Origin of the sequence: Providencia sp. PROV141 (genome assembly GCF_028481645.1) — a bacterium.
Taxonomy (GTDB): domain Bacteria; phylum Pseudomonadota; class Gammaproteobacteria; order Enterobacterales; family Enterobacteriaceae; genus Providencia; species Providencia rettgeri.
The window spans coordinates 114233-136527 of sequence record NZ_JAMPPR010000024.1 but is presented as its reverse complement, the minus strand read 5'-3'; the positions used below and the strand labels follow the sequence as shown (position 1 = coordinate 136527).

The window sequence follows — 22295 nt, the reverse complement described above, 5'->3', positions numbered from 1 at the left end:
TTTTCGGGGAAAAAATTGAGACTTTACGATTAATTAATACAATAAGTTAAAAAGGTGGCAACATTAGCCACCCTCTTGAAAGAATATACTTTAGATTGCCAATCCTGAAGCGTAAAACGCCACTAAAAGTACCGCAATAATGACTGTACCAATATTCAATTTGCGCCATTCACCTGCACAAATACGACCAATAACCAAAGCAGCAAAGCCCAACATGATACCTGTGACGATATTACAAGTCAGAACAATGAATACCGCACACAATAAACCAGACATTGAATCTACAAAGTCATCGAAATCAAGCTTAGAGACATTACTTAACATTAAAAGCCCGACATACATCAATGCCGGCGCTGTTGCATAGGCAGGCACCAAATAAGAAAGTGGCGATAAAAAGAGAATGAGTAAGAACAGTACGCCAACAACTACTGCGGTTAAACCTGTACGACCACCAGCAGCGGTACCCGCTGCGGATTCAATATACACCGCCGCAGGAGATGCGCCAATCGCTCCCGCAAAGATACTGCTCACTGAGTCTGCGGTTAACGCTTTACCACCATCAATGATTTGGCCGTCTTTATCCAATAAATTGGCTTGTCCCGCCACCGCGCGAATAGTCCCCGTTGCATCAAAAACAGCGGTCATCACTAATGCAAGTAAGCTTGGCAATACCATTGGCTGCAATGCGCCCATGATATCCATATTGAAAACCAATGAAAGCCCATCATCACCCAATGAAGGCAACTTGAAAAAGCCTTGATATTTAACCGCAGGATCAAAAATTAAACCAATAATTGAAATTGCAATAATAACAAGTAATACGCCACCCGGAACACGGCGTTTTTCTAAACCAAAAATGACCGCTAACCCAGCCAATGACATTAATACAGGGAAAGAAGTAAATTCACCTAGAGCAACAGGCAGGCCTGCATTTGGGTTTTTAATCACTAAACCCACCCCATTAGCCGCAATTAACAGTAAAAATAAACCGATACCAATACCTGTGCCATGTGCAATACCCATTGGCATATTGCGTAAAATCCAACTACGGATACCTGTAACAGAAATGATGGTGAACAAACACCCCATTAAAAAGACAGCGCCCAATGCCACAGGAATACTAATTTGCTGCCCTAACACCAAACTAAACGCGGTAAATGCAGTCAGTGAGATAGCACAACCAATTGCCATCGGTAGATTGGCCCATAACCCCATCAATAAGGAACCAAAGCCAGCCACTAAGCAAGTTGCAATAAAGACCGCTGTTGGTGGAAACCCTGCTTGCCCTAACATGCCAGGTACAACGATGACAGAATAAACCATCGCTAAGAATGTGGTTAATCCTGCAATGATTTCACGGCGAACTGAAGAGCCGCGCGCTGTTATCTTGAAAAATGAATCCAATTTGCAACTGGATGAAGCCTGTTGGCCTGACATGGTATACCTCTGCTGTTTAATGGAAAACGACGACCTTCAAATACTGCTAACGACTAATTTTCACGTTGACGTAAACGATTACGTTTTTAAGAAAAAACAAACTAACTGAGAAAAAATCCCAATAAAAACAGTTACGCAATCGTTTGGTTTTTAAAATAGAATAAAACGTATCGTGAGGAGAGCAATTATCATTCTAAACAGGGGGGATGATCAAGCATTTTTAGCATTTCTTACCCGTTTGTTCTTTTTTACTCCCAAATATACAGGCTTTTAAGCAATGAACATTATTTTCAAATAATGATTCTTTTTAGTTACATTTATTTTACGTAAAAATAGCTAAATACCTTTCATATAATGTCTGTTTAAAGAGGAAGGTTATTTCTTTGATACAATCCAAGAATATTTGCTTACAAAACCAATAGCTAAAAACTTATTTACTGGTGGTAATATGCGTCTGTTAAAAATGTGGCTAAAAATCCATTTCTTATTGTTTTTCATTAAAAAAAACATCATTCGCTGAGTAAATATATATTTAAGTATATAAACTCAATTATTATCAATCGCAGTTATAGTTTCAATTTAATCAAGTAAAAAACACATAAAACGTATTAAAATGTCAAATAAGAATGCACCATTAATCATATTACAGCGGAGTATTTTACTACTTTTCATTAGTTTTCTTGCTCTGTATTTATTACCGGGAATATATAGTCATAGCCCTTGGAAGCAAGATGAAAATTATAGTTTTGGTATTATTCAAACTATGTATGAAACTGGTAAATGGTTAGTTCCCACAAATGCGGGTGAACCATTTATGGAAAAACCCCCGCTTTATTATTGGGTTGCTGCGATTTCCTCTCATTTATTTTCAAGCTTTATGCCACTTTATGATGCAGCCCGTAGTGCAAGCTTAATTTTTTCGGTTATCAATTTTTCATTTTTTATCCTTTTGGCGCGTCGCTTTTTCCAAGCCACAGACTTCACTGATACTCGGATTTGGGTCGCTTTTGCACTGTATGCCTGTGCTCCCGGTATTATCAGGCATAGCCATGATATGTTTACCGACGTTGCACTAATGGCAGGAACAACTATTGGCTTGTATGGGTTATTGGGGCTGATACAACAACAAAAAATGCACATGTCTACACTTTGGTTGTCTATTGGAACCATCGTCACCATGTTGTCAAAAGGCGTTTTCATTCCTGGCGTTCTCTGGATTTGTCTATTTTTATCACCTATTTTTCTTACTCAATGCCGAACTAAGCGGTTTTGGCTATACAGTTTAACGGCGGGGTTAATCGCGCTTATCGCCATTTTACCTTGGCCTATCCAACTGTATCTTCAGCATCCTGATTTATTTCTCGTGTGGTTTTGGGAAAACAATATCGGCCGCTTCTTTGGCTTTTCGGTTGAAAAATTAGGGGCAAAAGCTAATTTAACTCGGATTCCAGCGGCAGTATCTTTATTTGCCTTTCCTTCCGGCCTACTGGCTGTCGCTTACTTTCTAAGGCACCCTATTAAGCGTTTATTTAATTCAAACGAGTTTTTGTTGGCGCTATTTCCTTTATTAGGTATCGTTTTTTTACAGATTTCAGCATCTGGTCGCGCGCTATATTTACTGCCTTTTATTGCACCCATGGCCATTTTAGGAACCCAAACACTACTCAATTTCCCTGAAAAAATTCTTAATGGTATCGCTCGCTTTGCGGCTGTTTTATGGTCTGTACTCATTCTGTTTTTATGGCTCTGCTATTTCATCACCTTGGCTGGTCATCAACAAGAATGGCTAGCGCCATTTAGCCGCTGGCTTCCCATGAGCTACCAAATGCCCTTTTCTTCCATTGCATTTATCAGTGGTCTGTTGATTACATTAGTGTGGTTTTTACGCAATAAAATTATTCCAAACTTTATTTCACCGGCCTTTCACATGATGAAAAATTGGTTATTAGGCCTATGTGCCGTTTGGGGGATAATTTTAACCTTATTTTTGGGGTGGATAGACTACGCAAAAGGTTTCGAAGGAGTTTTTGTCGATTTAAACCAGCATTTAGCAGGCCAGTTTACAAAAAACGATTGTATGGCTTCTGATAATATTGGCGAGTCTGAAGCACCGATGCTCTACTATTACACTGGCGTATTACACCAACGCCAAGACCGCTTTGAAAAACCTGAACAATGCCGCTGGTTAATTGTACTCTCGAAAACAATCCAACCTGCACCGCAAGGCATGGAATTATTCTGGCACAATCATCGGCCAGATGAATTCCGAGAAAACCTTGTTGTGTATAAAGTTATTGAGTAAGTATTTATGGTGCTCGCTAACTTAAGTAGAGCACCACAAATGCGCTTTATGGGCTGACTTGTTCAACCATTTGAGCGCTATATTTTTCTCGTGTGAACCATAAAAATACTGCCACAGATAGAACCAATAGCACCGGTAAGCCCACTGGTGAGATTGAAGTCGCCACTCCCGCCAGTAATGGTCCTGATAAATTACCAATTCCCCATAGCATGGCCGCCGCTGCATTAGCGATGATCAATTCATTCCCTTTGAAATATTGGCCGATTTGTACCAAAGCAATCGTATAAATTGCCCCTGCCGTCGCCCCTAAGATAAATAGCAGCACCCAAATTAGATAAGGTTGAGTAATAAGGAAGGGTAATAATAAGCTAGCTGCGAGTGTGATAATGCCGCAAATTCGGTACAGTTTTTCTCTATTCATATGGTCGGCAAGCCAACCAAAAGGTAACTGCATAATGGCATCGCCAGCAAGGATGGCGCTAATCATTAATGCAGCAACCGCCTCTGTATGCCCCATTCCCATGCCATAAATTGGGAACATCGATAAAATGGTTCCGTCAAAAAAAGCAAAAAATAAAATTCCACCACAAATACCCGGTGCAATTTTTACAAATTGAATAATTGAAAAATTAGATTTCGCGGCATTTTCAGCTAAACGGTCACCGACTTTTTGATCCATTAAAATAAATAGCACTACAGAGATTAAATGGATCAACGTACAAATCAATAAAGGCGATTTATCTTCCACACCATAATAAGCAATGAATGAAGGCCCAAGTAGCTGACTTACTGTGAAGACAGTGGTATAGATTGCTAAAATCCGACCCCGTTTATTTTCAGGGGATAATTCATTAATCCACGTTTCTCCCAAACAAATCATCACGCCACTCGCTAGCCCCGTAACTAACCGTAATGGAAATAACAGCCAAAGTGGTAACGTGCTCAATAATGGCAATAAGCTAATGGCAGAAACGAGGGTTGCCAATAGCATTGCCTTTCGCTTACCTGACCAACGCACAATACGTTGAACCACAGGGGCAATTAAAAACATACCTAATGCAGGAGCCGCCGAAATAATGCCTATATACAACTCATTGAAACCATAATTATTTAGTCTAAGAGCCACCATTGGAATACTTAGCCCAATAACGATACCAATGACAGCAATACTCATGGTGATGGTAAAAATAGCAAAAGATGGGGAACGACGAAAATTTTGTAAACGCTGATTATCAGAGCTCATGTTGAAATTAACCCGTTTCTTTTTAGCAAAAAAACAGATTTTAACTCCATAAAATAGATTATTATGAAAAATAAAAAACCGCATCATTACTAGTAAAACTAATAATGTTCGTGGTGATTGTAACACGACTCATATATTCTGCTATTTATCTTTATAAAACTATTTTTAATATTCTAAATACTTAAAGAACGAAAAAATATCGATAAAGCAGCACAATACCTGATAATAAAATTATGACATTAATAACTTTTAAAAAACTTTCACGTGAAATTTTTAATGTTATATGCCGACCAGCCCATGTACCAATTAACATGGCAGGGGAAAATGCTAAAGCAATCAATAAAATATCTAGGTTGAGATACACACCCATAACTAAAAATATCACTACTCGAGTCAGCGTGCTAAAGCCAATTAACGTCATTTGAGTGATACGAAAACGTTGTTTGTCTTCAATTCGGCTAGATAAATACATGGCATAGATAAAACCACCACTACCAAATAAAGCACTAAAAACACCACCCACTAAACTAAATGGGATAACCAACGCTTTTGAAAAAGGTGATTTTGATTTTTTAGAAAAGAAAGCATGTAATACATAACCAACAACAAATAACCCAAGTAATAATACGAGTATATCGGGACGAGTTTTTAATAAAATTGCAGCACCCACTAAACTACCAGCTATCATTAATGGAATTATCCATTTAATTTCCTGATAATCTGCATTTTTACCATCTTTAAGTAAATTTAAAACTGCCGCGGTTAGATCTATTAGCGCAAGAATTGGAACAATCATGTTTAACGGCAAATACATGGCTAATACAGGAGTTGCAATAAGAGCAGAACCAAACCCCGCCATGCCAAAAACCAAATAAGCAAACAGCAATGTCGAGAAACAAATCGCCATTTCTGGTGATAACAATTCAAACGGCATGACCTTAACTCCAGAAGTTTTTTAACGTCCTCACTATAGATTTTTTCAAATACATAAAATAGTTTTATTTTTGTAGGGTTTTAAATTTCAAATCTATATCAAAAAACAAAATAGCCGCTTTAAATACAATATACAACTAAGAGTGTATAATTTACTTCTCTGAGTGATACAGAACTAGCACAATAAATTAAAATTCAGGTAAAAACACATTGTGGATAAAAAAATTAATTTAAAAATAGGGCAGAAAATTCGGTTACTTAGGCAAGCAAGGGATCTCTCGCTTAACGAACTATCTCGTTTATCAGGAATCTCGAAAGCCGCTTTATCCAAACTGGAATCTGGTGATTCAAATCCACGCATCGACACATTAGAGTCGATCGCCATTGCTCTGCGCTTCCCACTAAGCGATCTGTTTACACGGCAACATGAAGCTTATCCCTACTTGCTTAAAGCCACTCCTAGTGAAAAAGAGTATTCACAACAGTTTAAGTTTCGCATTAGCATGGGAAATATCTCTGAAATCTGGCAATTAACCATGAAACGAGGCGCTATCATTAATAGCCCCGCCCATATGAGTGGAACTCACGAACACATTATGGTGAATTCTGGCTCACTCATGTTGCGGTTGCATAACGACCAAAATATCCTCTTGGAGGCGGGGGATTTCTATGCTTTCAGTGGTGATTTCCCACACAGTTATCTATGCATGGAAGGGGAGCTCCAAGCCACCGTCGTCATGACATACTCTCATCTTAGTGATAGTGTTTAAATTATGGCATGTTGTGCATCATAACTAATGCGCAACGTTCCCTTTTTAAATTTCATCGACTTAATTGAAAAATGCTGAATATTATCTAGTGAAGAAACATGCGTTCCACCACAAGGCATTTCTTCAGTTTGGTCGATGTAACTGATCCGCAAATCACCCTTTTGCTTTATTGTAACGGGCCGTCCACTGCGAATGCTTTGGTTAACAATATCTTCGATATATTGGCTATCAAGTTTATCAAAAGGAGTGACATCACCTTCCATCATGCTAAATTCTACTCGAGATTCATCAGGAAAATGATGGCCTTTTTGTGCCAGCCAGCCAAAGCGACGTAATTCCCAATTCAGCAAATGACCTGCGGTATGTAGCACGGCGTAACGCTGACGTTTTTCCTTATCTACCCTTGCAACCACATTATTTTCTTGGCTAAAAGTAACGCCTTCAGGTAGGTATCCTACAATTAAGCCACTCGATAGTTTCTTAATACGAACAGAAATATCATTCACCCAAGCTGTATCCATGGGCTGCCCACCACCTTGTGGGTGGAAAATATTGTCTTTTAGAGCCACCCAATAACCTTCATCATCATTCCCTTGCGCCAGTAAGTCCGTTTCAATTTCACATAGATAAGTGTCCGACAAATAGATGTTGTTTTGCATAAATTTATACCTGTTTATTATTCAATTTACCAAATACAAAACTGTAATGTATTCAAAAAATCATTATTCAGCAACTGAACTTATATCATTTTTGTTCGCTTTAAGAAACCCTCATTATCGCTATGATTAAACATAAAAGAAAATAGCCCATACTGTTATGTATGGGCTATTAGGTCATAAAATTTGCCTCAGAATTACTGCAAATAATTTTGCATTGTTTCGAAAAGACGCAAATCATCACTAAAGCGTACTTCCCGAACATCTTCTAATTTTTCAACTTGGTTAATCATTTGCGACAAACGCTCATCTTTTTGTACTAATAGCCATATACGGCTTTCATCTTTATCTTTAATTGGCATACATAGAATGCCATCAACATTAAATGCTCTGCGCGCAAATAAACCACAAATATGTGACATTACACCGGGGTGATTACGAACAATTAGCTCTAAAGCAATCGGATGATGTTCAAATACCATAATTACGCTCCAATCATATCAATGTTAGCTGCACCTGGTGGAACCATTGGATATACCTTCTGATTCACATCAATCAAGGCATGGATCAAACATGGACCTTTGGTATTCATTATCGCTTCTAATGCCATTTCTGGATCTGCTTCATTATTTAAATCGCAAGTTTGCAAGCCAAACCCTGCCGCAATCTTGATAAAATCGGTTTGATACGGATAAGCTGCAGCAAATATGCGGTTTTCAAAAAATAAATCTTGTTGTTGATGTACCATCCCTAACGCTTGGTTATTCATTAAAATAATTTTGATATTCAATTGGTGCTCCGCTGCCGTTGCCAGCTCTTGAATATTCATCATCAAACTGCCATCACCGGAAAAACACACAATGGTTTTTTCGGGTTTTGCCAACGCTGCACCAATGGCCGCTGGTAGCCCAAAGCCCATGGTACCTAACCCGCCTGATGTCAGCCATTGACGAGGTCGAGACAGAGGGTATGCTTGAGCCGCCCACATTTGGTGCTGCCCAACATCCGTTGTTACAATTGCATCTTCACCTGCCGCACGTGCCGTAGACAGAACTAAGCCATAATGGTTCAGCGGGTTATCAGCCTCGCTAAAATTCAATGGATATTGCTCTTTTAATTGATTCACTTGCGCCATCCAATCTGTGCGTGCATTGCGTTCTACTAAAGGCAATAATAATTCCAATATTTGCCCTGCATCTGCATGAATAGCGATATCTGGACGCTTAATTTTGCTGATTTCTGCTTTATCAATATCCACATGGATGATTTTCGCGTTAGGACAAAATTTCTCTGCTTTACCTATTGCCCTATCATCAAACCGTGCACCAATCACAATCAATAGATCCGATTCTTCCATGATCATATTAGTACTTGCGGCAGCATGCATACCTAGCATCCCTAAATATAACGGATGCCTCATCGGAAGAGTGCCAAGTGCCATTAATGTCATGGTTGTCGGTAATGAAGCCTTTTCCGCAAAAGCGATCGCTGTTTCTGTCGAATCAGAACTAATTACCCCACCACCAAAATACAGCACAGGGCGTTTTGCGTTATTAATCATTTCAGCCGCTTGCAGAACTTTTTCCATATCAAATGCGGGTGCTTTATCTTTCGGTAATACTTCTGGTATTTCAGTTAGTTCAATTGTGGCAGTTTGCACATCTTTTGGAATATCAATCCAAACAGGCCCAGGGCGGCCTGACTCTGCAATACGAAAAGCATCACAAATCACTTGTGGCAATTCATTGATATTACGAACCAAATAATTATGTTTTGTTACTGGAATCGAAATACCATAGGTATCAACCTCTTGAAAGGCATCTGTACCAATCATTGACGAAGAAACTTGAGCCGTAATACAAACCAGCGGGATAGAATCCAGTTTTGCATCAGCAATAGCAGTTACTAAGTTAGTTGCCCCAGGTCCACTTGAAGAGATACAAACCGCGGCCTTCCCCGTGGTACGTGCAATTCCCTGAGCAATAAAACCGGCACCTTGCTCATGGCGAGCCAGTATGTGGCGGATTTTCTGGCTTTGACCTAATGCGTCATAAAAGGGTAAAGCCGCTCCACCTGGAATGCCAGAAACGATGGTAATACCGTGTTTTTCCAGTAAATGTACGATTAATTCTGCACCCGTAAAGCGGGTTTTATGTGGTGTTGTGGTGCCCGATTCGCTCATCATAATTATCCTTTGCTAGCCTGCGGATCCGAGCGAGAGGTGATAAAAAACCCCGCTCGGTTTGCGCCGGCGGGGTTTCTAAATCTGCGTGATTTGTACCCGTTACGGCGCTAAGCCCACGACCACCACCACACGCACGACCACCGCGGCACGTGGCGCGGTTAGTAGTAGGTTTAAGTGATTAGTCGTCATGTTCACGGGTTCTTCCTATTTAGTCTGTCTAATTTATTGATTATTGTTTTTCAGTGTCTTTTATTAAGAAAACATAAATTTCCCAGCATGACAATCATTTTTTCTTGTTTTATCCCAAAGGGATAGTAATTGAGACACTCATCACACATTGAAGTAACAGCAATATTATCTATTAAAATAAAAAAATATAGCATTAATCACTACTTAAAATACCATCACAGACCTTGACTTAAAGTCAACTTTAAGTTGTATCCTTTGCACCATTCAGAGGGATTATTCCCTCAATGTAAGAAATATAACCAATTGATTTTTACTTAATAGACAGAGGGATATATGCCAAAATCCGTTTGGTGGTTAACCATCACACTTGCATTATTTATCACAGGAAATGCAATTGTCCTTTCTGTAGCAGTAGTTATTGGCGAAAAACTGGCTACCAACCCAACTTATGCAACTATTCCACTGGTAAGCCAGTACGTTGGCTTAATCTTAGCAACTATTCCGATCGCATTTTTAATGCAAAAATATTCGAGAAGAGTGGGCTTTATTATTGGTAATATCGGTGGGTTAATCGGTGCAGGCTTCTCTATTCTTGGTGTGATAGAAAGTCATTTAGTGTATTTTTCCATCGGGCTGTTTTTCACTGGGATTGCTATTGGTACTGCGCAACAATTTCGTTTTGCCGCAATTGAAGAAGCACCAGTTTCTTTGCGAGCAAAAGCTATTGGCCTTGTTATGAGCGGAGGCATTGCCGCGGCTTTAATTGGACCAACATTAGCCATTACCACCCAACGGTTTTTTACAGAATACCCGTTTGCAGGGCCGTTCATCACGTTAGCTGCCATTTATGTGATCGCATTTATTCTATTACTCGTTGTGCCTTTAAAGAAAATAGTGAAAACGCCATCGGATGAAGCGTTAGTCAAACGCAACTACAGTGCATTGTATTCACAACCTATTTTAAAATTAATCGCTATTGTTAGTGCAGCAGGGTATGCCATTGTGGTTTTCACTTTTGCCTCGATACCGTTATCTATGAAACAACATGACTTCGCCTTTTCCTCGATTGCGATAGTATTTCAATTTCATGTATTAGGTATGTTTGCACCGTCATTTTTCACTGGAACATTAATTCATCATTTAGGGGCAAAACGCATTATTTACTGCGGTATCGTACTGTTAATTTTATCAGCGACTATGAACCTGCTAGGTAACCATTTTTACAATTATTTGTTGGCGGGTATATTTGTGGGTGTTGCGTGGAATTTGCTTTTAATCAGTACCACCAACCTACTACCTCATACATATGAAATGCATGAGCGAGCTAAAGTACAAGGCATGACTGATTTTCTTATCTATTTTTTCGGTGGAATAGGCAGTTTAGGAGCAGGCGTTCTTTTCTTCACTCTCGGTTGGCAGATGATGAATGTTCTATCTGTAATCATTTCCGCTACAATTTTAATTAGTTTTTGGAAGCTAAAAAAATATATCCCCAAACACCAATGAAAAGTGATATCACTGTACGATGGTTTTATATTCAGAGGGCATAATAGTTTCATCTATTGTTAATCGATATCATGATGAATATATCTCCTTAAGATAAACTCCACTGGCTATAAACTAATTAAAAATCGGTATTTTGTCTGTTTTGCCAATTAACAAACTGTATTCAACTTCGTTTACTATTTATTTATTGGATAATGACTGAATGAGGGATAAGATTAAAAAGTAACTAATAGGAAGATATTATGTATAAAGAAATCCCTGTTCCCTATAATGGGAAGTACACAGAATTTCAATCTACAGTTGTTAATGAAATATTAGTTTGGATTGAAATGAACTTAACCAGTCGTCTATTACTTGATGATATTGCACTAAAATCAGGATATACAAAATGGCATTTACAAAGAGTATTTAGAAAAGTTGTTGGTATGCCTTTAGGTGAATATATTCGCCGAAGGAGGATCTGTGAAGCCGCTAAAGACCTATGCTCCACCGAACTTCAAGTTATTGATATTGCATTGAAATACCAATTTGACTCCCAGCAATCTTTTGCAAAGCGATTTAGAGCTTATTTAGGTACGTCACCGTCAATCTACCGCCTGTCCGGTGAAAGCCAAAATGACCCATTACTACTGGAACCTAAAGTAGCTTGACACGCTAATATGAAAATAAAATTTATATTTCCTTTTTTAATAACACTACCAATACAAAGCCCCATGTAAGTTAATTACTGGGGCTTTTTCTATTTTTTATTTATTTAAGAAATTCTTAATTTAAAATTAATAAACTCTTAATGTTCCAGTTCTTTATTTGTTTTATCATTCCAATAAAAAAAAATATTTTCTAGATATAGATTATTTATATTTATTAAAAATAAAGGCTTCACAAGGAAGCCTTTATTTTATTTATACATTCTAAGTCTTACTGATTAGAATGGAATATCGTCATCAAAATCCATTGGTGGTTCATTGGTTTGTGGTGCAGGTGCTGATGGGCGTGCGGCTGGCGCTCCACCACCACTGAATTGTTGTGCTGCTTGAGGCTGCTGTGGTTGGCCCCAACCACCTTGACCGCCTTGACCTTGTGATGGTGCATCACCGCCACGGCCACCTAACATTTGCATTGAGCCACCGATATTCACAACAACTTCTGTCGTATAACGATCTTGACCGCTTTGATCTTGCCATTTACGTGTTTGCAGAGAACCTTCGATATAGACTTGTGAACCTTTTTTTAGGTATTCACCTGCTACTTCAGCAAGTTTGCCGAAAATAACGACTCGGTGCCATTCGGTTTTTTCACGCATCTCACCGGTTTGCTTGTCACGCCAACTTTCAGAAGTTGCCAGAGTCAGGTTCGCCACAGCTCCGCCGTTAGGCATATAACGGATTTCTGGATCTTGTCCTAGGTTACCGATAAGAATTACTTTATTTACGCCTCTGCTGGCCATTTATTACTCCTGATGCATTGAATTTTAATCTCTGGATTAGCCGTGAAGTTTACCACGACCTCGCTTTTTTGCACCACGAAATTGAAACTACTGAGCGTTCTTGCGAAACGCTTTCCAACTTTTGGTGAAACGCTACCGTGCCAATTTTCAGTATAGACACAAAATAGTTCACACCGTATCTATCTTTTCGATAAATTCAGATCGCTGTTTTTCTGTTTTTCTGTTTTTCTGTTTTTCTGTTTTTCTGTTTTTCTGTTTTTCTGTTTTTCTGTTTTTCTGTTTTTCTGTTTTTCTGTTTCACCATTAAAATCTTACTCTAAATAGTTCAAGCTGTGGCTAGGCGGCAAACGAAGATATCGTAGGGAGCATACAAAAGTATGTGACCTACGTAGCTGAGAGTAGCCAACACCGCCACGGTTTGAAATATGACGAGTAAAAATAAAGCAAAGATATCGCAGGGAGCGTACATAAGTATGTGACCTACGTCGCTGAGCGCAGCCAACCCGCTGTGGATTGAAATATGACGAGTAGGAAAATATGACATGCAGGAAAATATGACAACCACTGTATATCCATTCAGCCATAAATATGTGATAATAGTCTCTTGCGATTGTTCAATATCAAATCATCCGGGAAGTGGTAAATGGATAATATCGAAGTCCGCGGCGCACGTACGCATAATCTGAAAAACATTAATCTCATCATCCCTCGCGACAAACTCATTGTTATTACTGGGTTATCTGGTTCAGGGAAATCATCTTTAGCTTTTGATACCCTGTATGCAGAGGGTCAGCGCCGTTATGTTGAATCTTTATCTGCTTATGCCCGCCAGTTTCTTTCTTTAATGGAAAAACCGGATGTCGATCATATTGAAGGGTTATCTCCTGCTATTTCAATTGAACAAAAATCCACTTCACATAACCCACGTTCGACGGTCGGAACCATCACAGAAATTCATGACTATCTGCGATTATTATTTGCCCGTGTTGGTGAACCTCGCTGCCCTGATCACGACATACCGCTTGCGGCTCAAACGGTTAGCCAGATGGTCGATAATGTTTTGGCTCAGCCCACCGATCGTCGAATGATGCTACTTGCTCCTGTCGTTAAAGAACGTAAAGGGGAGCATGTTAAGTTACTCGATAACTTGGCCAGCCAAGGCTATATCCGCGCCCGAATTGATGGGGAAGTTTGCGATCTATCAGACCCACCAACGCTTGAATTACAAAAAAAACATACAATTGAAGTCATTGTTGACCGTTTCAAAATTCGTGATGATATTGCTCAGCGTTTAGCCGAATCTTTTGAAACCGCACTAGAACTATCTGGTGGTACCGCAATTGTCGCGGATATGGATGACACAAACGCAGAAGAGCTGGTTTTTTCAGCAAATTTTGCCTGCTCCGTTTGCGGCTATAGTATGGTAGAACTTGAACCTCGCCTATTTTCTTTTAACAACCCAGCTGGAGCCTGTCCAAGCTGTGATGGCTTAGGTGTCCAGCAGTTTTTTGATCCCGAAAGAGTCATCCAAAATACCGAAATCTCACTTGCCGGTGGCGCAATTCGGGGTTGGGATCGCCGTAACTTTTATTATTTTCAAATGCTGATGTCATTAGCTGAGCATTATAAATTTGATGTGGAAGCACCTTACGACACCCTGAGCCCCGCTATCCAAAAAATTATTTTATATGGTTCAGGCAAAGAAACGATTGAGTTTAAATACCGTAATGACCGTGGCGATATCACTGTACGCCGACACCCTTTTGAAGGCGTACTCAATAATATGGAGCGCCGCTATAAAGAAACGGAATCAACGGCTGTCCGTGAAGAATTAGCGAAATATATCAGTAACCGTCCATGTGTCTCTTGCCATGGAACACGCTTACGTAAAGAAGCGCGATTTGTCTTTGTTGAAAATACGACTTTGCCGGAAATCGCAGATTACAGCATTGGCCACGCAATGGAGTTTTTCCAAAACCTAAAACTCACTGGCCAGCGTGCTCAAATCGCAGAAAAAGTCTTAAAAGAAATTAGCGATCGCCTGAAGTTTCTCGTCAATGTTGGGCTTAATTATCTGACCCTATCACGCTCTGCCGACACCTTGTCCGGTGGTGAAGCACAACGCATCCGTTTAGCAAGCCAAATTGGTGCAGGTTTAGTGGGCGTGATGTATGTCCTTGATGAACCATCAATTGGCTTACACCAACGTGATAATGACCGATTACTTGAAACATTGATCCACCTACGCGATCTAGGAAATACCGTGATCGTGGTTGAACATGACGAAGACGCGATCCGCGCCGCAGACCATGTGATTGATATCGGCCCTGGTGCTGGGGTGCATGGCGGGCAAATTGTTGCCCAAGGAACATTGGAAGATATTGTCGCAAACCCAGATTCACTCACAGGTAAATTTTTAAGTGGTGAGCGCAGAATTGACATCCCGCAAAAACGCGTTCCAATTAATAAAGATAAAATGCTGACCGTGTTTGGGGCAAAAGGTAACAACCTGAAAAATGTGACATTAAAAGTCCCAGTTGGGTTATTTACTTGTATTACGGGTGTATCGGGTTCCGGTAAATCGACCTTAATAAACGACACGTTGTTCCCTATTGCTCAACGCCAATTAAATGGCGCGACCACCATCACACCCGCGCCTTATTTGGATGTCGAAGGCTTAGAGCACTTTGATAAAGTGATTGATATTGACCAGAGCCCAATAGGCCGGACACCACGTTCGAACCCTGCCACCTATACTGGTGTGTTTACACCTGTGCGTGAGTTATTTGCTGGTGTACCTGAATCTCGGACTCGCGGTTATAACCCAGGACGTTTTAGCTTTAACGTAAAAGGTGGCCGTTGTGAGGCTTGTCAAGGTGATGGAGTCATCAAGGTTGAAATGCACTTCTTACCTGATGTGTATGTCCCTTGTGACCAATGTAAAGGTAAACGCTATAACCGTGAAACTTTAGAGATTAAATATAAAGGTAAAAATATCCATGAAGTTCTGGATATGACTATCGAAGAGTCTCGTGAATTCTTTGATGCTGTACCTGCCCTTGCCCGCAAGCTACAAACTTTGATGGACGTTGGTTTATCCTATATCCGTCTCGGTCAGTCAGCCACAACTCTATCAGGGGGTGAGGCACAACGTGTGAAATTAGCTAAAGAGTTGTCTAAACGCGGAACAGGCCAAACTATCTATATTTTGGATGAACCAACAACAGGTCTGCATTTTGCTGATATCCAACAACTTTTAGTTGTTTTACATCAGCTTCGTGATCAAGGAAATACCATTGTGGTGATTGAGCACAACCTTGATGTCATTAAGACAGCGGACTGGATTGTCGATTTAGGCCCAGAAGGTGGTAGTGGTGGCGGTGAAATTTTAATTGCTGGCACACCAGAAGAAGTCGCTGAGTGTGAAAAATCGCACACTGCAAGGTTCTTGAAAACAATTTTAGAACGCGGCTATTAATCAACAAAACATAAGGGAAAGCCGATATTGCTTTCCCTTTACTTTATCGATATTCACTCAAGTTTCGCAGCAATAACGAGCAAATTATCGCCGAAACCTCGACATTCTATTTATCTTAGCAATTTCTATGACGAAGAAATTAAAACAACGTATATTATACGAAATACTTCTTTCATTGTAGATTAGTATCTATGAAGTACTAAGTCTCCTTTTCTTTTATGTGGTCAGGATATGACAATAGCGATGAACACAAACATACATAAAAAAAACACTTATACGCGATCGAGCCTCATCGCTATGTTATTTGTTGGTATGTTAGGGGTATCTCTTTCATCTGAGTCAGCCGTTGTTGGTACCGCGACACTAAAATTACATGGCGTCATTGATCTAACTTTATCAGATCGGTTCGCACAAGAAGTGCAAGGAACGTTAACTGGAGATACCGTCTTAGATGCCGAACCTATTTTTGATAATGTAGAAAAAAAATACTGGCTAGAAACCATCCCCTTGTTAGGTATCAGTAATAACCAATCACAATGTGACTTATCCGGCTTTGCTAAAATTCCTTATATGATTGCTAATACTTATGGTGCCCCACTCGTCAATAATGAAGGGGGAGTAAATGCATATGTGGTTCCGCAACTCGATTATGATTTAATTATTAGTAAATATTCTAACCGGTTAGAACCTGCATACCATGGTACCTTTTTTACCCGAGATAATAGCTCGAAACTCAGCCATATCCCGAAACCTGGGGTCACTGGTGCCTGTTTTCATCCATCAGACAGCTATAACTCTGTCCCTAAAGGTGGTCATAAAAACCTAACATTATCTGTTTCACGTCCCCAATTACTGTATGTTGATAGCAATTTACCTTCAGGTAAGATGCAATACAGTAATAAAGTTCCATTGTATTTTATGACCAGTGGATATATTAATGCAGCAAAAAGCGCCATCCGCTTAAATATTGATGCGGATATTACTATATTGCGCTATTGCGAAGTCAGTAATCTCACTAACAGCCAAATTAAACACTCTTTCTCAGATGAAATGCAATCATTACATAAATCTTCACTCACAATAACCTGTAATGGTAGTAAACAGGACAGTGTCAGAATGATAGCAAAAGCAAAAGACACCGATTTTGATGCAAGTAATCCCAAAAAATTACTCTTAAAACCTGTTGATACCACCGTTAAGTCAGAGGTTTTACCTTGGGTTATTGGTCGCATTTATGAATCAGGGAAATCTGCATCCTTAAACTGTAATGATTCCACCAATTCACAATTAATGAGTTTCCACGGTGAGGAAGTCGATCTTGGTGTAAAAAACACCCAAAAAGCGATGTTGTTTGATATTTCTTGGGCATTGTGTAGAACACCGGAGGTACCAAGTGGGGAGTATCAAGGTAAAGCAGATCTAGAATTTTTTATTAAAAGTTAGTTTTCATGACGTGACTAAATAGATGAGAAGACGTGCTAATGTTAATGCACGTCTTTTTATTTTTTATATTAACGAACACAATTTAGAGAAAGTGTCCTGATGGGATTATCTGGGGTTGGCGTTATATTTTGCAAATCACTGAAATGCACATCGCATGATTGTTTATTTTGCATTCCCCATTGAATGCGCAACACTCCCGAGTTTGGCAATCCACTCATATACAATTGGCCGTCATCCCCGACTAACCCTGTATTTTCCTCTGTTACAGAATCATCCACTAATGTGGCAACTGCTCCAAATGGAATGATCCCATTATCATCATTTAGTTGAATAATAGCCTGATAACCTATACGGGTATCAAATTTCACTTTAACAATAGCGCCTGAGGTTGGATAAATATTTTTCGATGTTTGTGTTAGTGTCACATCATCAGGAAGAGAGTTGACATCTAAACCGACACTATTTTTTGAATATTCAGAGAGATAAGGATAAATTGCCTGGCCTTGAGCATTGATTTGCGTACTCCCTATCGCTAGATGGGTTCCTTCAGCACCTTCAGCTTCGACAATAGCAAAGCTATCACTCATACTACGACCAAATAATAACCCTCCCGAATAAATGACCATTCCGCCATTAATTCCCGCATTTACAGAATTATAACTATTTGAATAATTATACCCTGCAGAAACGGTTCCTTTTGAGCCTGCATAGTTAGTGTAAAGGCTGCCTGAACTACGTTGGTTTTGGTTACCCCAGCTTTGTGAAACGCCATAAGTCAGTTTTGAATCTAATAAGCTCCCACTAACACCTGCTTGCTGAATTGTTTTACCGTTATTATCGTGGCTAATAGAGTAAGTGCTGCTAATGTTACGGGCCGCTGGTGAATTCGAAAATAAACTAAAAGGGATACTGAGGTTAAAACTTATTTGGCGATTTTCTGGCCATTGCTCGCTATTTTTAGTTCTATCAATGCTGTAATTGATACCGTATGAGACCCCTTTAATACTGGTATTGTAACCCGCTGAAACTTGAGTGACATTCTGTTCATCATTCCAATATTCATTACGACTTCCAGAAAAATATAGGTTGCCATAGTTTCCCAGCGGTTGCGAGATTGAGGCCGAATATTGTCGACGTTCCTGTATCCCCGTCCAAGGTGCAACATCATCAACATATCGATAGTTATAATTATTAAAATTATTGAAAGTATAATAATCTTTCGAGGTATAATGTGTTCCAGATAAATCAATTGAGGTATTCGTGGCTACAATATTTTTTGCGTAGCGCACACGATAGGCCTGTGCTTGGTGAGTTTGTTGATCTAACGTTGCCTGAGCATGGGTAATATCAGCAGAAATAGCACCGATATCTCCCATTGAAAACCCAATCCCAGAAACACCTGACCAATAGTCTTGTGCTGCAATCACTCCCCCATAAATCGTAATATCATTTGGCAAGCCATAGATACCACTAGCCAGAAGAAAATCAGACTCTTTTGACCCAACAGTTACACCACCATCATAGCGACCTGTTGTGAGTTCATATTGCCATCCGCCAGGGCGCTGCATAATCGGCAAAGACGAAAAGGCCACCGTAAATGTCCGCTCAGAACCATCTTCTTCCTTTACGGTGACATCTAATGCCCCCGAATTACTACCTGTTGCAAGGTCTTGGATACTAAAAGGCCCAGGAGATACGTAGGTTTGATAAATAACATAACCATTTTGACGTACGGTAATTTGGGCATTTGATTGAGCAATCCCTGTGATATCAGGAGCAAAACCACGGAGACTACTTGGCAGCATTTGATCGTTAGAGCTTAATTGAACCCCTTTAAAAGGGATCGAGTTAAATAGCTCACCACGAGTACTGCTTTCACCAACCAATAATTCAGAACGCATGCTATACAAATTTCGAGAGACCGCTGTATTTGAAAAGTGGCTTCTCGTTTGATTATGGCGAGTACCATTACCATACTGACGATTAACGGTATGAGAAAAATTTGAACGAAGTCGCCATGCACCAACGTTAAAACCATTATTTAGATTAATAAATAAATTATCGTTCTTTTGCTTTCCTGATGAAAACTGCTCATTCGTTGAATGGTTACCTGTTATCATATAATTTGTTTTTAATGCCGTAATACCATCATCAAGAAGTTCATTGGGAATATAGCCTTCTGCGGTATTATCCATCGCAATTTGTGGAATACTGATATTGACACTTAGTGTTGATAAATGTGTATCGACACTTGCATCTTCAATAAAATCAGGTAGTTCCGTAATAATATAATCTTTAGGCAACCCTCGTAATTTAGAAATAGCATCAATTTTCACACCGAGAGAAGACAACAATTCAATCGTTAGTTCGGGGACTACAACATCATGCTTATTAATAATAAAGTTAAGGCGATGTTCACCTTTAGGTTGCTGGTTAACGAAAACCTGCAAAGTATATTCCCCTGTAGGGGTGCTGTTATTTTTTGTAAACTGGCTTAGGTTGATATCACTGGCATCAATACCAAGCTGTTCATTGAGTAAATTCGGATCAAAATATTCATCACCTTGACTCATAAAAGGCAATAAAACTAATGAAGGCAGTAAGCCAATTTTAAAATAAGGTAACTTCATGATAAGTTCATCGCCTGTGCTGTTCTGCTGAGTCATAGACAAAATAACAGTAAAAAATTCTAATAATTATTTTATTAAGCTTACTTTTTGTTTTGTTGGTAATAAGTATTCATCTAAAATTGCCCACGAAACAGAACCTGATGGTAGGTTATCATAATAAAACCGCTGCTCTGAAAAAGGCGGAACTGATAAAAAAAGCACCTCTTCACTAAATGTATGCCCATTTATTGAAAGGTTATCAAAAGTGGCATAAATAGGGCTGTTATTTTTAACTACCAATGCATTCTTTTCACGTTGAAAGGACAGATTTTCCGCCACCTGTTCTAACGTTATTTCTTTTAATTCCACTGGTCGATAATACACTTTAAACAATAAAGAACGCGTAACCGTAAACTGTAGTGATTGCTCAATTTGACGTTCTGTCGAAGGAATAGCTTTTAGCTGAACAAGGAAAACGCTTTCCCTATCTGATGGTAAATTTTGCGTTTGCCCAGTAAACATAATCCGCCAACTATAATACTCACCACCATTTAATTTATGCAGGGGAGGTGTAACAGTAAAAGGAATTCTTTCACTTTTATTGAGAATATTAATACCTGTTCTTTCATCAAGCCACTGCATATTCGCTTGAATTAAGTAAGCATGGGTACTTACATTACGCAAGCTAACTGAAACGCTTTTTTCTCCCGTCACATAAGTGAGCCGTTGTAATGAAAATTTTAGGTTATCAGAGTCCGCTTTAACTGAAAAATAAGTTAGCGCCCCGATAATCAGTACTAAAACTCTCAGTAACCTTAACAGATTAAAATGTAGTCCCATGTTATTTTACCGATGAAGGGGCTAAGGGATAATGAAAAAAATCAGATAACCCACCAAAATCATTGATCATTTGCCAGCTTGCTGTCGTGATTTTACCATTAACACCATCAATAGTTGTTTGGTTAAATGGGGGTAACGTCAGGTTTTTTTTATAAGTTTGTTGGTTTATTTTTATGTTCACAACAGTGAGATAATAAGGTGTTGGATTATTAAATTGCCATTCAGTCCCTTTTGGGATTAACGTCACTTGCTCAAATATATTAGTGTTTGGTACCGCTAAATGATTTGGACGATATAAGACCTTAATGATGATATTGGTCACAAAGGTAAGTTTAGCATTACTTTCCTGCTCGTTTGGCTGTTGTGTGGCAGGAATAGCACGAGTATAAAGATAAAAAAGTGATTCTTTATCGGTTGGTAACTCTTTCTTATTATTAACTAATATTTTTGCACTAAATTTACTTTTTGCATCTAATCTAAATAATGGCGGCGTTACAATGAAAAAAGGTGACTTTTTTCCTTCCAGCTTATCGGTAACCGCTGTTTGAATTAAGTATGGTGAATTATCATCATTCAAAATACTAAAAACTTGGCTAGCACTGTCACTATTTATAATGACTCTGGTTTGGTCTAATCGAATTCCATCGGCCTAAGCAGTCAAGCTTAATGAAAATGCCAAAAATAACAATGTAATTAATTGCTTCATATCGCCTCAGTTAATCCACAATAAAAGAAAATGTAATCGTGGATTGAAAGTTCCCGACTTGCGGATCACAAGGTGTTCCCGATGCACATCTCACGTATGTATAGAGTGTTTTATCCAACTTATTTGCATCAATTTGAGTCCAGACATTCGATTCTTTTTCCATAAAATCACTGATGTTCGCTGAACTTGCAACATTGTCATTCTCAGAAAAACTAATCCCAAAACCTTTGGTTGGATCATCAATGAAAGTAATCGTGTCAAGATAGTTTTTTGGTGATATTTTCACCGAAGAGTTAGTGAAGTTTTTGGTTAAACAATCTGATAGAGAAATTTTAATCGGAATGGGCTGAACTTTATTTGCTTGGATATCGGAGAATGTTAAGTTACCAAAATCAACTTCATTAGTCGACGTGCCAGTTACTGATATTTTGCACATTTGAGCAATAACTTTCACATTAAAAGTAAACTCTGCATTATTATTTGATAATGCGAAAGGTGAGATAAACAACAAACTAAATAAAATAAAGCTAAATATTAATTTCATTATTCTC

The 22295-nt window shown here is 39.1% G+C and carries 18 protein-coding genes; 6 read left to right on the top strand and 12 right to left on the bottom strand.

Annotation, left to right across the window (positions count from 1 at the left end; translation table 11 throughout):
• Positions 1–90: 90 nt before the first annotated feature.
• The gene (locus tag PSF09_RS16570) at positions 91–1437 is read right to left on the bottom strand and encodes an NCS2 family permease (RefSeq protein ID WP_004914933.1); all 1347 of its coding nucleotides are present in this window, start codon (positions 1435–1437) and stop codon (positions 91–93) included.
• Between the two features lie 613 nt (positions 1438–2050).
• On the opposite strand from PSF09_RS16570, the gene PSF09_RS16565 reads away from it, so the two are divergent.
• Complete coding sequence (locus PSF09_RS16565; RefSeq protein WP_272666220.1) at positions 2051–3739, top strand: hypothetical protein; 1689 nt, start codon at positions 2051–2053, stop codon at positions 3737–3739.
• A gap of 46 nt (positions 3740–3785) precedes the next feature.
• Here PSF09_RS16565 and PSF09_RS16560 read toward each other — a convergent pair whose 3' ends face one another.
• Positions 3786–5069 (bottom strand): MFS transporter, encoded by a 1284-nt coding sequence (locus tag PSF09_RS16560; protein ID WP_140172661.1) that lies wholly within the window; start codon positions 5067–5069, stop codon positions 3786–3788.
• Positions 5070–5163: 94 nt separating this feature from the next.
• Positions 5164–5916, bottom strand: coding sequence for a sulfite exporter TauE/SafE family protein (locus PSF09_RS16555; RefSeq protein ID WP_210835810.1), 753 nt, complete (start codon positions 5914–5916; stop codon positions 5164–5166).
• Between the two features lie 211 nt (positions 5917–6127).
• On the opposite strand from PSF09_RS16555, the gene PSF09_RS16550 reads away from it, so the two are divergent.
• Complete coding sequence (locus tag PSF09_RS16550) at positions 6128–6685, top strand: helix-turn-helix domain-containing protein (RefSeq protein ID WP_109912583.1); 558 nt, start codon at positions 6128–6130, stop codon at positions 6683–6685.
• On the opposite strand, the gene PSF09_RS16545 is transcribed toward PSF09_RS16550, so the two are convergent.
• The 4 genes from PSF09_RS16545 to ivbL form a co-directional block, all read right to left on the bottom strand.
• A complete protein-coding gene (locus PSF09_RS16545; protein ID WP_272684184.1) occupies positions 6682–7344 on the bottom strand; it encodes a hypothetical protein in 663 nt (220 codons plus the stop codon). The genes PSF09_RS16550 and PSF09_RS16545 overlap by 4 nt on opposite strands.
• A 194-nt stretch (positions 7345–7538) precedes the next feature.
• Positions 7539–7823 carry an acetolactate synthase small subunit gene (gene ilvN, locus PSF09_RS16540; protein ID WP_070927583.1) on the bottom strand — a complete coding sequence of 95 codons (285 nt, stop codon included), beginning with the start codon at positions 7821–7823 and terminating at the stop codon, positions 7539–7541.
• A 2-nt stretch (positions 7824–7825) separates the two neighbouring features.
• On the bottom strand, positions 7826–9523 hold the full coding sequence (gene ilvB / locus PSF09_RS16535; RefSeq protein WP_272666288.1) for an acetolactate synthase large subunit: 1698 nt from the start codon (positions 9521–9523) through the stop codon (positions 7826–7828).
• 102 nt (positions 9524–9625) lie between these two features.
• Positions 9626–9715: an ilvB operon leader peptide IvbL gene (gene ivbL, locus PSF09_RS16530; protein ID WP_109912586.1), complete on the bottom strand. Its 90-nt coding sequence runs from the start codon at positions 9713–9715 to the stop codon at positions 9626–9628.
• A gap of 333 nt (positions 9716–10048) precedes the next feature.
• Between ivbL and PSF09_RS16525 the strand changes: the two genes are divergently transcribed.
• Together PSF09_RS16525 and PSF09_RS16520 are read left to right on the top strand one after the other, a co-directional pair.
• On the top strand, positions 10049–11221 hold the full coding sequence (locus PSF09_RS16525) for an MFS transporter (RefSeq protein ID WP_272684183.1): 1173 nt from the start codon (positions 10049–10051) through the stop codon (positions 11219–11221).
• Positions 11222–11463: 242 nt separating this feature from the next.
• Positions 11464–11871 (top strand): helix-turn-helix domain-containing protein, encoded by a 408-nt coding sequence (locus tag PSF09_RS16520; RefSeq protein WP_117163030.1) that lies wholly within the window; start codon positions 11464–11466, stop codon positions 11869–11871.
• A 275-nt stretch (positions 11872–12146) separates the two neighbouring features.
• Here PSF09_RS16520 and PSF09_RS16515 read toward each other — a convergent pair whose 3' ends face one another.
• The gene (locus PSF09_RS16515) at positions 12147–12668 is read right to left on the bottom strand and encodes a single-stranded DNA-binding protein (protein ID WP_109912589.1); all 522 of its coding nucleotides are present in this window, start codon (positions 12666–12668) and stop codon (positions 12147–12149) included.
• A 643-nt stretch (positions 12669–13311) separates the two neighbouring features.
• Here PSF09_RS16515 and uvrA point away from each other — a divergent pair.
• Both uvrA and PSF09_RS16505 read left to right on the top strand, forming a co-directional pair.
• Positions 13312–16146: an excinuclease ABC subunit UvrA gene (gene uvrA, locus PSF09_RS16510; protein ID WP_272666224.1), complete on the top strand. Its 2835-nt coding sequence runs from the start codon at positions 13312–13314 to the stop codon at positions 16144–16146.
• 243 nt (positions 16147–16389) lie between these two features.
• Positions 16390–17589, top strand: a complete 1200-nt coding sequence (locus tag PSF09_RS16505) for a hypothetical protein (protein ID WP_272666225.1) — start codon at positions 16390–16392, stop codon at positions 17587–17589.
• A gap of 68 nt (positions 17590–17657) precedes the next feature.
• On the opposite strand, the gene PSF09_RS16500 is transcribed toward PSF09_RS16505, so the two are convergent.
• From PSF09_RS16500 to PSF09_RS16485, 4 genes are all read right to left on the bottom strand, one after another.
• On the bottom strand, positions 17658–20219 hold the full coding sequence (locus tag PSF09_RS16500; protein ID WP_272684182.1) for a fimbria/pilus outer membrane usher protein: 2562 nt from the start codon (positions 20217–20219) through the stop codon (positions 17658–17660).
• Between the two features lie 66 nt (positions 20220–20285).
• Positions 20286–21038 carry a fimbrial biogenesis chaperone gene (locus PSF09_RS16495; protein WP_247605251.1) on the bottom strand — a complete coding sequence of 251 codons (753 nt, stop codon included), beginning with the start codon at positions 21036–21038 and terminating at the stop codon, positions 20286–20288.
• 1 nt (position 21039) lies between these two features.
• Positions 21040–21678, bottom strand: coding sequence for a fimbrial biogenesis chaperone (locus tag PSF09_RS16490; protein ID WP_272684190.1), 639 nt, complete (start codon positions 21676–21678; stop codon positions 21040–21042).
• A 76-nt stretch (positions 21679–21754) separates the two neighbouring features.
• The gene (locus tag PSF09_RS16485; RefSeq protein ID WP_210835824.1) at positions 21755–22288 is read right to left on the bottom strand and encodes a fimbrial protein; all 534 of its coding nucleotides are present in this window, start codon (positions 22286–22288) and stop codon (positions 21755–21757) included.
• Between the last annotated feature and the right edge of the window lie 7 nt (positions 22289–22295).

Bases quoted from the DNA above. Each gene is read 5' to 3' on its own strand.
- PSF09_RS16570 (WP_004914933.1), bottom strand. From the start codon at position 1,437: ATGTCAGGCCAACAGGCTTCATCCAGTTGCAAATTGGATTCATTTTTC.
- PSF09_RS16565 (WP_272666220.1), top strand. From the start codon at position 2,051: ATGTCAAATAAGAATGCACCATTAATCATATTACAGCGGAGTATTTTA.
- PSF09_RS16560 (WP_140172661.1), bottom strand. From the start codon at position 5,069: ATGATGCGGTTTTTTATTTTTCATAATAATCTATTTTATGGAGTTAAA.
- PSF09_RS16555 (WP_210835810.1), bottom strand. From the start codon at position 5,916: ATGCCGTTTGAATTGTTATCACCAGAAATGGCGATTTGTTTCTCGACA.
- PSF09_RS16545 (WP_272684184.1), bottom strand. From the start codon at position 7,344: ATGCAAAACAACATCTATTTGTCGGACACTTATCTATGTGAAATTGAA.
- ilvN (WP_070927583.1), bottom strand. From the start codon at position 7,823: ATGGTATTTGAACATCATCCGATTGCTTTAGAGCTAATTGTTCGTAAT.
- ilvB (WP_272666288.1), bottom strand. From the start codon at position 9,523: ATGAGCGAATCGGGCACCACAACACCACATAAAACCCGCTTTACGGGT.
- ivbL (WP_109912586.1), bottom strand. From the start codon at position 9,715: ATGACGACTAATCACTTAAACCTACTACTAACCGCGCCACGTGCCGCG.
- PSF09_RS16525 (WP_272684183.1), top strand. From the start codon at position 10,049: ATGCCAAAATCCGTTTGGTGGTTAACCATCACACTTGCATTATTTATC.
- PSF09_RS16520 (WP_117163030.1), top strand. From the start codon at position 11,464: ATGTATAAAGAAATCCCTGTTCCCTATAATGGGAAGTACACAGAATTT.
- PSF09_RS16515 (WP_109912589.1), bottom strand. From the start codon at position 12,668: ATGGCCAGCAGAGGCGTAAATAAAGTAATTCTTATCGGTAACCTAGGA.
- uvrA (WP_272666224.1), top strand. From the start codon at position 13,312: ATGGATAATATCGAAGTCCGCGGCGCACGTACGCATAATCTGAAAAAC.
- PSF09_RS16505 (WP_272666225.1), top strand. From the start codon at position 16,390: ATGAACACAAACATACATAAAAAAAACACTTATACGCGATCGAGCCTC.
- PSF09_RS16500 (WP_272684182.1), bottom strand. From the start codon at position 20,219: ATGAAGTTACCTTATTTTAAAATTGGCTTACTGCCTTCATTAGTTTTA.
- PSF09_RS16495 (WP_247605251.1), bottom strand. From the start codon at position 21,038: ATGGGACTACATTTTAATCTGTTAAGGTTACTGAGAGTTTTAGTACTG.
- PSF09_RS16485 (WP_210835824.1), bottom strand. From the start codon at position 22,288: ATGAAATTAATATTTAGCTTTATTTTATTTAGTTTGTTGTTTATCTCA.